This window comes from Polynucleobacter sp. AP-RePozz3-80-G7, from assembly GCF_018882145.1.
Lineage (GTDB): Bacteria > Pseudomonadota > Gammaproteobacteria > Burkholderiales > Burkholderiaceae > Polynucleobacter.
Window position 1 is genome coordinate 194,089 of record NZ_JACVPC010000003.1, and the last position, 13,588, is coordinate 207,676.

A 13,588-nucleotide genomic window follows, 5' to 3' on the forward strand; every position below is an offset into this window, starting at 1 on the left:
TATAAATTAATCATTTATAAGTTAAATAAATAAAACTAGATATACATGCTGCCATCAATTGAACAACGTCTTGCCCAAGAACTTGCTGCTAAGCCTGCTCAAGTAGCTGCTGCTATAGCTCTGATGGATGAGGGCGCTACCGTACCATTTATCGCTCGTTATCGTAAAGAAGCTACCGGGGGGTTGGATGATACGCAGTTACGTTTATTGGAAGAGCGTCTTAGCTATCTTCGTGAACTAGAGGATCGCCGCAAGACAATCGTTGCTTCTATTGAGGAGCAGGGCAAGATGACGCCAGAGTTGCTGAAGGCCATTATGTTGGCAGGGGATAAGACTCGCTTAGAGGATCTTTATTTACCGTATAAACCCAAGAGAAGGACTAAGGCGCAAATTGCCTTAGAGGCTGGCTTAGAGCCATTGGCAAATGATCTGCTGAATAACCCCAAGCTCGATCCTGAAACAGAGGCTGCAAAGTATCTGAAGGAAGCGTTTCAGGTCGATGGGACAGATAATCCTGGTGTTGCGGATACCAAGGCTGCGCTTGAAGGTGCACGTCAAATTTTGATGGAACGCTTTGCAGAAGATGCAGCATTGGTGCAATCTCTTAGAGAGTACTTACAAGATCACGGTGTAGTCGAATCTAAAGTGATTGCTGGTAAAGAGCAAGAGGGTGAGAAGTTCGCTGATTACTTTGATTACTCTGAGCCGATTAAAGCTATTCCATCGCATCGTGCCTTAGCTTTATTTAGGGGTCGTCGGGAACAGATGTTAATGGTTAATTTACGTTTAGATAGCGAAGAAGAAAAGCCAAAATGGGATTCTCCTCACAATCCTTGTGAAAATCGGATTGCCAATCATTTCAAGATCAAAAATGAAGGACGACCTGCCGATGCGTGGTTAGCAGATACCGTTCGCTGGACTTGGCGCATCAAGTGTTCACTCCATTTGGAGTCTGAGTTGATGACAGCGTTACGTGAGCGTTCAGAAACTGAAGCGATTAATGTATTTGCCCGCAACCTTAAAGCCCTCTTGCTGGCGGCACCCGCTGGCCCAAGAGTAACCATTGGTCTCGATCCCGGAATGCGAACGGGAGTGAAGGTGGCAGTGGTGGATGCTACTGGAAAAGTAGTGGATACCGAGGTCATTTACCCGCATCAACCAAAAAATGATTGGGCTGGTTCATTGAATGCCTTGGCTAAATTAGCTGAGAAGCACAATGCCACCTTAATCTCGATTGGTAACGGTACTGCATCTCGCGAGACTGATAAATTAGCCCAGGAGCTGATTAAAGCTAAGCCAGAACTCAAGCTCACCAAGATTGTTGTTTCTGAAGCGGGCGCTTCTGTTTACTCTGCGTCTGAATATGCCTCAAAAGAATTACCGGGTATGGATGTTTCATTGCGCGGTGCCGTTTCAATTGCCCGAAGATTACAAGATCCATTAGCCGAACTGGTCAAGATTGATCCTAAATCGATTGGCGTAGGCCAGTATCAGCATGATGTGATGCAAACCCAGTTGGCTAAATCATTAGTTGCGGTTGTAGAAGATTGCGTAAATGCTGTCGGTGTTGATGTGAACACGGCTTCAGCCCCCTTGCTAGCAAGAGTTTCTGGTTTAAGCTCTACAGTGGCTGAAGGGATAGTGGCCTATCGCGATAGCAAGGGTGCATTTAAATCGAGGGCCGATCTCAAGAGCGTTCCGCGACTTGGCGATAAAACGTACGAGCAAGCTGCTGGATTCTTGCGCATCATGAATGGCGATGATCCATTAGATGCCTCTGCAGTTCATCCTGAATCTTATCCTTTGGTAGAAAAGATTCTGAAGGATATTAAGAAAGGCGTAAAAGAAGTGATTGGCGATGCCAGCTTGCTGAAGTCACTTTCACCAGAAAAGTATGCTGATGGTCAATTTGGTCTACCTACTGTTACTGACATCATTAAAGAATTAGAAAAGCCTGGTCGAGATCCGCGCCCCGAATTCATTACTGCAACTTTTAAAGATGGTGTCGAGAAAATTGGCGACCTCAAGACGGATATGATTTTAGAAGGCGTAGTGACTAACGTTGCCGCCTTTGGGGCCTTTGTCGATATTGGTGTACATCAAGATGGCTTGGTGCATATCTCTGCTTTATCTAATACCTTCGTAAAAGATCCCCATAGCGTGGTTAAGGCTGGACAGGTAGTGAAGGTTAAAGTGCTGGAAGTGGATGAAAAGCGTAAGCGCATCGCGCTAACAATGCGTTTGACAGATGAAGCTCCAAGAGAGGGCTCCAAGCCTGATCAAAGGGCTCTTAATCGTCCTAGAGAGCCTGAAAACAGAAAGCCGCATGAAGATAGAAGGCAAGCGCCCCCAATGAATAATGCAATGGCAGCCGCCTTTGGCAAGCTGAAGAAATAATCATTTTTTAGAGAATTTTCCCCTGCTGGGGTGGCAAATTCTCTAAACTATTGCTTTGTATGTTTAACCAAGAATGACAAGGATTACCGTGAAAATGTCCCAATCAATTTTCCGCATTGCAGCGATTTCGCTGTGTGCATTAGGCGTCAGTATTTCTGCTGCAAAGGCGGCTGATTTCCCTGGCGATCGCCCTATTACTTTAGTGGTGCCATTCTCGGCTGGCGGTCCAACCGATAAAGTAGCTCGTGAGCTGGCTTTAGCAATGGGTAAGCAGCTCAAAGGCCAAGTCATTGTGGATAACAGTCCTGGTGCTGGTGGCACGATTGCGGCTAAACGTGTCATTAATTCTAAGAATGATGGTTACACATTACTGATTCACCATATTGGCATGTCTACAGCCCCAGCTTTGTATAAGAACTTGGGCTTTGATCCAATGACCGATTACGAATACGTTGGCCAGGTTGCCGATGTACCAATGATTTTGGTTGGCAATAAAGATTTGCCTCCTAAGAACTATCAAGAACTTCTACCTTATATGAAGGCAAACATAGGTAAGATTGCGTACGCTAATGCGGGCGTAGGTTCCGCTAGCCACTTGTGCGGCTTGCTCTTTATGAGCCGTATTCAGCTGGATTTGACGACTGTTCCATACAAAGGCACTGCGCCTGCCTTGACCGATTTGATCGGTGGTCAGGTGCAATTGATGTGTGATCAAACAACCAATCTTTCAGGTCAGTTGGCAACTAATGCGGTGAAGCCTTATGGTACAACCACCATGCAGCGCATTAAAGCCTTTGAAAAGATTCCCACTCTCAATGAGCAGGGCTTAAAAAACTTTGAAGTGAAAGTGTGGCATGGTGTTTATGCACCTAAGGGCACTCCAAAAGCAGAGATGGATAAGTTGGCCAAAGCATTGCAAGGCGCTATACAAGATCCCCTTTACAAGCAACACATGGCTGAGTTGGGCGTTGAGATTCCATCGCAAGCAAATGCCACTCCAGAAGGTTTGAAAAAGCATCTGAAGGCACAGATTGATTTATGGACGCCAATCATTAAGGCTGCAGGTATTTACGCAGACTAAGTCGAAAGTAATGCACGCTTCAAATAATAAAACCGCCTTCGGGCGGTTTTATTATTGGGGAGAAAGAAGGGTGCCTTAAGAGTTAATGGGCATCACCGTTACCGCTACCTCTAGCGTATGATCTGCTCCGCCATGGATCACCCCGCGAATAGGGGAGACATCTGAGTAATCTCTTCCTTGAGCCAAGTGAACATAATCTTCCCCAGGAGTTCCGTAGCCCCAGCGATTATTGGTTGGATCTAGATCACACCAAATGCCCTTACCTAAAATACTGCTTTCATCCATGCTAGGAACATAAACCGATACCCAAGCATGCGAAGCATCTCCGCCAATTAGTCTTGCTTGACCGGGTGCAGGATTGGTCAGAATATAGCCGCTCATATATTTTGCTGGAATGCCGATACTGCGGAGCGATGAAATCAAAATATGTGCAAAGTCCTGACATACCCCCTCTCGCTTATTCAGCGCCTCTAGTGCAGGGGTGTTGATATCGGTACTTTTGCTAACGTAATGAAATTCACTATAGATGCGTTTCATCAAATCAATTGCAGCATCTAATATAGGTCTACCAGCTGTGAAATTGGCCCTCGCAAATTCTGCGAATTCTGGTCTTAAAGTAATGAATGGAGATGTAAATAAAAATTCTGAGGCGGCATCCCATTGGGTATTGGAGTGATAGCGGAAGTATTCACGTACCAGCTCCCAGGGTGCAGTTTCCTGGGGCTTAGGGCCATATTCAGTAGCTGTAGTCTCGATCAGTGATTTGGCTGTAATGAGTAATTCGCTGTGCCTATTCTGCAAAGAAAAGAAGGTGCAAACATTTCCATGACTATCTCGATTTTCTTCGCTCCAAGAAGGCCTCGGGCTCACCTGAACATCGGACTTTAATACTCGTTGTGTTTCTAGATCTGCTGGTTTGAGGTGAGCAAAATGCTGCGCAATCTCTACATCAGGATCGTAAGAGTAATGGGTATCGTGGGTAATTTCTAGCAACATAAATGGCGCATTACATTTGGATACTGTATTCATTAGAGTGAATCAGATTGAAATAGCGTGCGCTAATTGCATCTGAAACATTCCAGGCGGATTGCGAGCAATTACTCAAACAATTTCTGAGGTTAGGGAGATTGCCAAACCCATCGGCAGTCGATAGGATATATAAGTCGTAATCTAGTAGATTAATGACGCTACGAGTTAACTCATCCGGGTTATTTCGCTCGGTGCCCGCAAGTTTAGAGAGTCTGGCGCGGAGCGCTTTGCTAACCCAGGCCAGGGAACGTGGGTTTTCATCATCCATCACCAGTAAGCTAATTAAAGGAGCTATCTCGCGACTTTGTTGATGCTGCGCATGAAAGGTGATCGTGCTGTCAAATAAATTGAGTAGGGCGGTATAACCTGAGCTATCTGTATTTGGATTGTTAAGTAAGCCAGAAACGATAGCTGAGTCTAATGCGTTTGTTAGAAAGGCGAGCCTCTCGATATGCCTTCCAATTGAAAGTAGTTGCCAGCCGTCATCACGTGTCATACGGTCAGTTTGAGCGCCGGTTATCGCCGCCAAGCAGCTACTCGCGCCATTTAAAGCATCGATAGCGAGCGAAGCGGAAAAATCATTAAAGGTATTGGCTTTATGGCAATCAGACTGAAATTGCTCAATGCAATGATTGATAGTGCTCCATTGTTCCGGGGAGAGTCGCTCTCTCACATTAGAGGCAGTGCGTTTCATGGCGTTCAGGTTGTAGCCCACGCTGGTGACGCTGTCGCTGGCATTGAGAGAGTTAATTAAAGTACGCTCAAAAATTCGGTGACGCATATCACTCTGGTCAAAATTACTTGGTACACCTTCAGGCACAAGCCCGTAGTGGTGACATAGGTTTTCTAACCAAGACCATAATGACCGGGAAGGGGTGTATTCACTATTAATATTTTCAAGATAAAGCTTGGCTAAGCGCAGAATATTTTCACTGCGCTCGGTATAGCGCCCAAACCAATAGAGATTCTCAGCTGCGCGGCTGGTAACCAAGCGCTTGCGCATCACTTTTTCAGGGGCTTGAATCGGGTGCTGAGTTTGTTGTCCTTGCTCTTGGGAGGGCTGCGGGCTTTGAACCCATACATCCGCACTACTACCGCCCCGTTGCATCGAGGCAATACCTGAATCAGTGCTTGCGATACGGGCAAGTCCACCAGGTAATACTTGCCAGCCATTAGGACCATCACTCAAGGCAAAGACTCGCAACATATAAGAGTGGGGCTCAATCAAAGACGCATCATTGAGGTTAAAAGCATTTAACCAGGTTGGCATTTGTGCCAACGGGATGTAGGTTTGTACTGTGTGTTCATCTGGCTGGCGCGTAATGCGACCCACCCATTCATCTAATTGGGCCTGATTCAGATCGCAACCTAGGGCGGATTCATAATTTTGATGACCCGTGCCATTAGGGTAGGTTGGCTTAATAGCACTATGCCCTAAATTTGGAATAGCAGCCTCTAATGCAGCGCGTTCACCACACCACCAGGTATCCATTGCTGGAAGCTGAACTTTTTCATTGAGAAGTCGTTCGCTAATCGCCGGTAAGAATCCCAATAGGGCTGGAGATTCTAGGAAGGCGGAGCCAGGAGCATTTGCCAACACAACATTACCGGCACGTATAACTTGTAATAGACCAGGGACGCCTAGGGTGGAGTCAGAACGCAGTTCTAAGGGATCTAAAAACTCATCGTCCAAACGTTTGAGCAAAATATGAACAGGCTCTAAACCGCGTACTGTTTTCAAAAACAAATGTTGATCGCGTACTGTTAAGTCACCGCCCTCAACCAAAGTTAGGCCGAGATAACGAGCGAGATAGGCATGCTCAAAGTAGGTCTCGTTATAAGGTCCTGGAGTAAGAAGGGCAATATGGGCATTAGCACCTGCTGGACTTTCAAGCTTCAATGCATCGATTAAGTCCCTATAGGCATTGGCTAGCGGGGCAATCTGCATGAGCTCATATGCTTTGGGAAATTGCCTTGTAATCAGATTGCGATTTTCCAAAAGATAGCCAAGACCAGAAGGTGCTTGGGTGCGTTGAGACAGTACTGACCATGATCCATCAGGCGCTCTGGCTAAATCAAAAGCCATGATGTGAAGATATTTTCTGTTTTTCAGCTCGACGCCATGCATGGAGCGCAAGTAACCAGGGTGTCCATGAATTAATGCCGGAGGAATCCATCCTTCCTTCAACAAATTTTGCGGCCCATACACATCCGCCATAATCGCTTCGAGCAAACGCGCTCGTTGTAAAACCCCCGACTGAATTTTTTGCCAAGAATCAGGGCTAATGAGGAGCGGAAATAAATCTACTGACCAAGGGCGCTGCGGACCAAACTCGTCGGCATAGACGTTATACGTAATGCCGTTATCCCGAATCTGCCTGTTAAGTTCTTGGGTGCGTTGATCAAGATCGCTTAACCCGGATGAGCCAAGAGATTCAAAAAAAGTTTGCCATTGGGGCAGTAGCGACCCTGATTCCCCTCGCAACTCATCAAAGTGCCCCTCTTTGGGTGCGGGTGATAGACGGTTGATATCCTCCACCAGCGAAGGGTTGCTCGCGTATTTCAAGGAATGGGTCTGAGAGTTGTCCACAAACTATTGTCTCACCGACGCATATCCAGCGTAAATGGAAATTCCTTACTGGCCGGGAGGTCAATATTCGCCTGAACCCCTTCAGCAGTTCCCGGGGTGTGGCCCATCCTAAAGAAGCGAGAAAGACGGCGACTCTCTGCCTCATAGGCATTGATGGGGAAGTTGTCGTAGTTTCGGCCACCAGGGTGGGCAACGTGATATTGGCAACCTCCCACAGAGCGTTTATTCCAGGTATCAATCACATCAAAAATCAATGGAACATGAATACCAATACTGGGGTGCAGACTAGACGGAGGATTCCAGGCCTTATAACGAACACCTGCTACATACTCTCCTGCAACTCCTGTTGGTTGGAGTGGCAAAGGCTCGCCATTGCAGGTGATGGTGTAGCGACTTTGGTTTAGGCCTGTAACACGCAATTCAATTCTCTCTAACGAGGAGTCAACATAGCGTGCAGTTCCGCCTGCTGAATTTTCTTCACCCATAACATGCCATGGTTCAAGCGCATTGCGCAAGGTAATTTCTGTGCCCATCGTTTGCACTTGTCCAATGAGCGGGAAGCGGAACTCAAGGTGAGGTGCAAACCACTCCGGCTTAAAGTCATAGCCATACTTTTGCATCTCTTGAATGACATCATCAAAGTCCATTTTGATAAATGTTGGTAAGAGACAGCGGTCATGGAGTTCAGTTCCCCAGCGCGTCATTGGCGCCTCATAAGGCTTATCCCAGAAGCGAGCTATCAAGGCGCGAATGAGTAATTGCTGAACAATGCTCATATGTGCATGTGGGGGCATTTCAAAAGCACGTAATTCTAATAAGCCTAAGCGACCCGTTTGACTATCTGGTGAATACATCTTATCAATACAGAACTCGCTGCGATGCGTATTGCCAGTGACGTCAATCAGGATATTGCGTAGTGTTCTGTCAACTAGCCATGGTGGCATGCTTTGGCCAAACTTCTTGCGATTCTCATGAATTTCCTTCAACGCGATTTCTAACTCGTAGATTTGGTCATTGCGCGCTTCATCTACTCGAGGCGCTTGACTGGTTGGTCCAATAAACATGCCACTAAAGAGATAGCTCAAGCTTGGATGGTTGTGCCAATACAAAATTAGGCTAGCCAAGAGCTCGGGTTTGCGTAAGAACGGGCTATCAATCGGTGTTGCACCACCCATTACAAAGTGATTGCCACCACCTGTGCCGGTATGGCGGCCATCTGCCATAAATTTCTCAGCAGAAAGGCGAGATTCAAAAGCAGCTTGATATAAGAATTCCGTATGCTCAACTAGCTCGCCCCAGTTATGAGCTGGATGAATATTGACTTCAATAACGCCTGGATCTGGTGTCACCTGTAACAACTTCAAGCGTGGGTCGCGTGGTGGGGTATATCCCTCCAGCACAATTTGAAACTGAAGTTCTTCCGCCGTAGTTTCTACCGCCTCCAATAAATTGAGATAGTCTTCAAGGCGTGCGAGTGGGGGCATAAAGACATACAGCACGCCTGATTTACCACCATGTTCATTCTCAGCCTTGGGTCCATTGGAGCGCATTGGATCGCGCGCTTCTACGCACATCGCCGTTCTGGTAACCCATGCAGCTGATTCTTGACGTTTTGGATGCCTTACTTCTTGTGACTGACTCCAAATCGTTTTTCCAGACGCTGTAAATTCTTTACGAGTTGGTTGTTGTTGGTGAACAATTGACGCTTGACTGTTTAATGGCGATCTAGGAGCAAATGGATCTTGCTCAATGAGATAAGGATAGTCTGCTTTGCTAACCCAGGGTAGGGACTCTAGGGGAAGTCGATAGCCCATTGGTGAATCGCCTGGTAACAGATAGAGGCGATCATCACGATATTCCCAAGGTCCCGTCTTCCAGGCGGTATCTAAGTAATTCTTTCCTTCATTCGCTTCAATAGGGAGGACGTAGCCCACCACGGAATCTAATTTCTGAGTGAAGACCCGCTTTAACCGAGTGCGCTCCATCTCATCATCTAGGTTTGATTTGAAGGGATCAACGTTGACTGGTAGCTTGGATTCTCGCCAGAGGTAATAAAAAACATCCTCATAGGCAGGTTCAATAAATTTGTCCGCCAAGCCTAATTTTTTGGAGAGTGTGTAGACAAATTTTTCAGCATCTTTGCTGGTGTAGTTTGTGGGGTGGCGTTCATCGGCGAAGAGTTTGGGATTTTTCCAAATAGGGTGCCCATCAGCCCTCCAGTAGATAGACAAAGCCCAACGAGGGAGTTGCTCTCCTGGATACCATTTGCCTTGACCAAAATGAAGGAAGCCACCATCGCCGTATTCCTTGCGAAGTTTTTCTACTAAATCGGTTGCGTAACCCCGCTTAGTTGGCCCTAATGCATCTACATTCCATTCACGTTCATCACGTCCATTAACGGATACAAAAGTAGGCTCACCACCCATGGTCAAGCGAACGTCGCCCGCAACCAATTGCTTATCAACTTGATGGCCTAGATCAACAATCGCTTGCCACTGTTCTTCGGTATACGGTTTGGTTACTCGGGGCGATTCATAAATGCGAGTGACTTCCATGGAGTGAGCAAATTGCACTTCACATTCGTCAACACCACCTTCAATCGGTGCTGCGCCTGAGGGTTCAGGTGTGCAGGCAACAGGAATATGACCTTCGCCAGCAAATAGGCCGGAAGTCGGGTCTAAGCCAATCCATCCCGCACCTGGCAAATACACCTCACACCAGGCGTGCAAGTCTGTGAAATCTACCTCTGTTCCACTTGGTCCATCTAGCGCTTTGACATCTGGTTTAAGCTGAATGAGATAGCCTGAAACAAAGCGCGATGCGAGTCCGCAAAGACGCAAGAGATTCACCATTAACCAAGCAGAATCTCGACAAGAACCACTGCGAAGTTTTAATGTCTCTTCTGGGGTCTGTACTCCAGGCTCCATGCGAATGGTGTAGCTAATATCCTTGTGAACTTTTTGATTGATCGCAACTAAAAAATCGATAGTGCGCATCTTGCTGCGATCAACCGTTTTAAAATATTTGTTGATGCCGTCATTGCGCTTTTTACCTAGGTAAGGGCGCAACTCTTTCTTAAGATCTTGGCTGTAGGTAAAGGGGTAGTCTTCTGCATCTGGTTCTAGAAAGAAATCAAATGGGTTGTATACGGCCATTTCCGTAACAAGATCGACCGTTACTTTAAAGTGCGTCGTAGGTTCAGGAAAAACCAAACGAGCTTGATAGTTTGAAAATGGATCCTGTTGCCAGTTAATGAAATGACCTTCAGGCTCAATTTTGAGAGAGTAAGAAAGAATATGGCTGCGGCAGTGAGGTGCCGGTCGCAAACGAATTACCTGTGGCCCCAGTTTGACTGGGCGGTCATATATGTATTCGGTGACGTGGTGTAGGGCGGCGTGTATAGACATGACTCAAAGTCTATAAGTTCACCACAAGGGTGCATTATTACGGCGCACAAGATGGGTGCGTAAAGGTGAGGTATGCCCAGATTTGGGTAGAACATGTCAAAAATAGGGCATTTGGCTACCAATCCTTATTTCAGGGGGAATAAGTTGTAGTTGTACCTCATTTGAAAGTTCTTATGCCTAAGCAAACTACCTTGACGATTAGTAGCAAAAATTATTCTTCATGGTCATTACGCGGTTGGCTGATGCTCAAGCTTTCTGGCTTACCTTTTCAGGAAGTGCAGGTTCATCCGGATGATGTGGATAACCGAGCAGAACTCTTGCTCTTGTCACCCTCCATTCTGGTTCCGCGATTAGATCATGATGGTTGCAGGGTTTGGGACACCATGGCTATTGGTGAGTATCTGAATGAATTAAATCCCAAAGCGCATCTGCTACCAAAAGATCCAGCAGCAAGAGCCCATTGCCGCTCCATCTGTGGCGAGATGCATTCCGGCTTCTCTGCCTTGCGCGCTTCTTTGCCTATGAATGTCAAAGCGAATTTTGAGTCATTTAAGGTGTGGTCAAAAGCACAAATCGATATTAATCGTGTCTTGGTCATATGGCAGGACTGCTTAACAACATACGGTGGGCCTTTCTTATTTGGCAAGGAACCCACTTTAGCTGACGCTATGTTTGCGCCAGTGGTCACAAGATTCTTGACGTATCACGTAGAGCTGGACAAGGCGAGCAGGGATTACTGCACGCACATCATGGCGATGCCTGAGATGAAGGAATGGGTGATGGGCGCCCTCGAAGAACCCGATGACATTGAAGAACTTGAAGTGGAGTTTTAAAAATGAACGCACCCGTAAAATTTAAAAGTGATACCGAGTTTTCTCATGTAAAACCTGCCGATACTCAGTTTTTACCAGGCGGCCTTAGGGATTTTTTTCTCTATAAAGATTTGGGTGTCGCTAAGGCAACCAAAGGTAAGGTCATTGCCCATCTCGTGAAGGCCAATAAACCCCCAGAGAATGGTACCGGCTGGCACTATCACGTAGCAGAGTTCCAGATTGTCATCATGACCAAAGGCTGGGCTAAGTTTATGTATGAAGATAAGGCTACCTTGGTTGAGGCGGGTGATGTTGTTCATCAAATGCCGGGCATCACCCATTTCCTCTTCGACTATTCACCCGACATGGAGTATCTCGAGATAGTGGGCCCTGCGGACTTTGGCACTATCCCAGTTTCTGTTGCTCCAGCCGAGGTCCCAGGGGTAACTCCATGGAAGTAGTCAAAAACAATGCGCTGGCATCAGACTTTGCGGTCTTGTTTCAGCGGATTATGACAATTGCTGAGGAGCTCGATGGTATGAGGAGTTACTACCGCGATCTTTATCAAAAGATAGAGGCTGGCGAAGTTGCTTCAGACGATCAAGAGTTGCCCGACCTTCTCAAAACTTTTAATGTTGCTGGTTTTGTGAATTTATCCATCGTGGCAGCACGTGCAGCGCAAACCGCAGCCATTATTGCCAATGATGTGTCTTTGAGTAGGGTATTTGACCCAGCACTCAAAACTACAGAACGAGCATTGCGTCATATAGAAAGCGGTGCCCATAGATGATGTACAAAGCTTATCAAACCTTTGCTAATTTGCATAATCCAGTGCGGATGTTTGCAAAAGCGTCAGAGCGCGTCTCTACTAATTGGTTTGGAAACTTTTCCCTAAACCCCATGCAGCGATTGGCTGCGCACTATGAGCAAATTTCTTTGCTTGGATTTACGCATACAAGACCTGATTTTAAAATTCAATCCATCATTGATTCGTTTGGGGTGGAGCAGCCTGTTACAGAGGAATTAATTTACTCAACGCATTTTTGTAACTTGATTCGATTTTCAAAGCCCAATATTTCTGATCAACCTAAGATTCTCTTAGTTGCTCCAATGTCAGGACACTTTGCTACTTTGTTAGCGGGAACCATTAAGACGCTTCTAACTGATCATGAAGTTTATGTAACTGATTGGTTGAACATTCGTGACATTCCATTGAGTTGTGGCGACTTTGACTTTGATACTTATGTCGAGCACATCATTAACTTCTTGCAGGTGATCGGACCTCAAACCCACCTGATGGCGGTATGTCAGCCAACAGTAGCCTGCTTAGCAGCCACAGCCATCATGTCTGAAGACAAGAGTCCCTATGTCCCGGCAAGCTTGACCTTGATGGCTGGGCCGATTGATGTCAGTCAAAGCCCAACAAAGGTCAATGAATTAGCTACCAGCAAACCCATGTCTTGGTTTGAAGAAAAGCTCATCGGGGTTATTCCAAATCAATTCAATGGTACTGGGCGCAAAGTCTATCCTGGCTTCTTGCAGCTCATGGCATTTATGAGTATGAATCCTGATCGTCATGCAGAGTCTTTCAGAAAGCTATATGAGTATCGCGTTAATGGTGACGATGCGAAGGCGGATATGATTCATGATTTTTATGAAGAATATTTTGCAATCATGGATTTATCGGGCCCTTTCTATTTAGAAACCATTAAAAAAGTATTTATGGATCGCGATCTAGCTAATGGAACTTTGACATACCAAGGTAGGTTAGTGAATCCAAAGCTGATTAAGAAGACATTTCTACTCACCGTTGAAGGTGAGCGAGATGATATCTGCGGCATTGGACAAACTTTAGCAGCGCAAGATCTCTGTTCTGGCCTACCTGGATACAGGAAGTCACATCACTTACAAGCGGGTGTCGGCCATTACGGGGTATTTAATGGTAAGCGCTGGGAAAGCCAGATTTATCCAGTAGTTCGCAACCACATTCAGTCAGCACTTTAACCAGGAGGAAATATGGTCGTCTATATCACTCGAAACATCATTGCCAGAATGCGTCGTAATGACGGTACGGATAATGGCTGCAGACCTCTAAATCCTGGAAAATATGAGGCTAACAAGACCAATGATGGAGCGCTGGAAATTCTTCAGGATGCTGGGGAGCCGGTCTATCTTTTACCCTTTATCTGGTGGGAGAAGATGGAGCTAGGTGATATTTTGATTGCGGCTTAATACGCAGACAACCAAAAATAATAAATAAAGAGACAGCGCA

At 46.2% G+C, this 13,588-nt stretch carries 10 protein-coding genes; 7 read left to right on the forward strand and 3 right to left on the reverse strand.

Annotated features, from left to right (window positions below):
* Nucleotides 1-45 precede the first annotated feature (45 nt).
* Both ICE90_RS08130 and ICE90_RS08135 read left to right on the forward strand, forming a co-directional pair.
* The gene (locus tag ICE90_RS08130; RefSeq protein ID WP_216191908.1) at nucleotides 46-2,397 is read left to right on the forward strand and encodes a Tex family protein; all 2,352 of its coding nucleotides are present in this window, start codon (nucleotides 46-48) and stop codon (nucleotides 2,395-2,397) included.
* A 94-nt stretch (nucleotides 2,398-2,491) separates the two neighbouring features.
* Entirely contained in the window at nucleotides 2,492-3,478 is a 987-nt protein-coding gene (locus ICE90_RS08135; protein ID WP_216191910.1) for a tripartite tricarboxylate transporter substrate-binding protein, read from the forward strand.
* 75 nt (nucleotides 3,479-3,553) lie between these two features.
* On the opposite strand, the gene ICE90_RS08140 is transcribed toward ICE90_RS08135, so the two are convergent.
* The 3 genes from ICE90_RS08140 to ICE90_RS08150 all read right to left on the reverse strand — a co-directional run bounded on the left by ICE90_RS08140 (nucleotide 3,554) and on the right by ICE90_RS08150 (nucleotide 10,504).
* Entirely contained in the window at nucleotides 3,554-4,507 is a 954-nt protein-coding gene (locus ICE90_RS08140) for a transglutaminase family protein (protein ID WP_255533337.1), read from the reverse strand.
* Nucleotides 4,485-7,046, reverse strand: a complete 2,562-nt coding sequence (locus tag ICE90_RS08145) for a circularly permuted type 2 ATP-grasp protein (RefSeq protein WP_370624659.1) — start codon at nucleotides 7,044-7,046, stop codon at nucleotides 4,485-4,487. Before ICE90_RS08145 ends, ICE90_RS08140 begins: the two co-directional genes overlap by 23 nt.
* 62 nt (nucleotides 7,047-7,108) lie before the next feature.
* Nucleotides 7,109-10,504: a DUF2126 domain-containing protein gene (locus tag ICE90_RS08150; protein WP_216191914.1), complete on the reverse strand. Its 3,396-nt coding sequence runs from the start codon at nucleotides 10,502-10,504 to the stop codon at nucleotides 7,109-7,111.
* Between the two features lie 173 nt (nucleotides 10,505-10,677).
* Here ICE90_RS08150 and ICE90_RS08155 point away from each other — a divergent pair, with 173 nt between their 5' ends.
* The 5 genes from ICE90_RS08155 to ICE90_RS08175 are packed head-to-tail and all read left to right on the forward strand — an operon-like array spanning nucleotide 10,678 to nucleotide 13,548.
* Entirely contained in the window at nucleotides 10,678-11,337 is a 660-nt protein-coding gene (locus tag ICE90_RS08155) for a glutathione S-transferase family protein (RefSeq protein WP_216154945.1), read from the forward strand.
* 2 nt (nucleotides 11,338-11,339) lie between these two features.
* The gene (locus tag ICE90_RS08160; RefSeq protein WP_216189558.1) at nucleotides 11,340-11,777 is read left to right on the forward strand and encodes a cupin domain-containing protein; all 438 of its coding nucleotides are present in this window, start codon (nucleotides 11,340-11,342) and stop codon (nucleotides 11,775-11,777) included.
* Nucleotides 11,768-12,106 carry a hypothetical protein gene (locus tag ICE90_RS08165; protein WP_215320096.1) on the forward strand — a complete coding sequence of 113 codons (339 nt, stop codon included), beginning with the start codon at nucleotides 11,768-11,770 and terminating at the stop codon, nucleotides 12,104-12,106. The genes ICE90_RS08160 and ICE90_RS08165 overlap by 10 nt, the downstream gene beginning before the upstream one ends.
* Nucleotides 12,103-13,320 (forward strand): polyhydroxyalkanoate depolymerase, encoded by a 1,218-nt coding sequence (locus ICE90_RS08170; protein WP_216191915.1) that lies wholly within the window; start codon nucleotides 12,103-12,105, stop codon nucleotides 13,318-13,320. Before ICE90_RS08165 ends, ICE90_RS08170 begins: the two co-directional genes overlap by 4 nt.
* A 12-nt stretch (nucleotides 13,321-13,332) precedes the next feature.
* Nucleotides 13,333-13,548, forward strand: coding sequence for a hypothetical protein (locus ICE90_RS08175; RefSeq protein ID WP_215320092.1), 216 nt, complete (start codon nucleotides 13,333-13,335; stop codon nucleotides 13,546-13,548).
* Nucleotides 13,549-13,588: the final 40 nt, after the last annotated feature.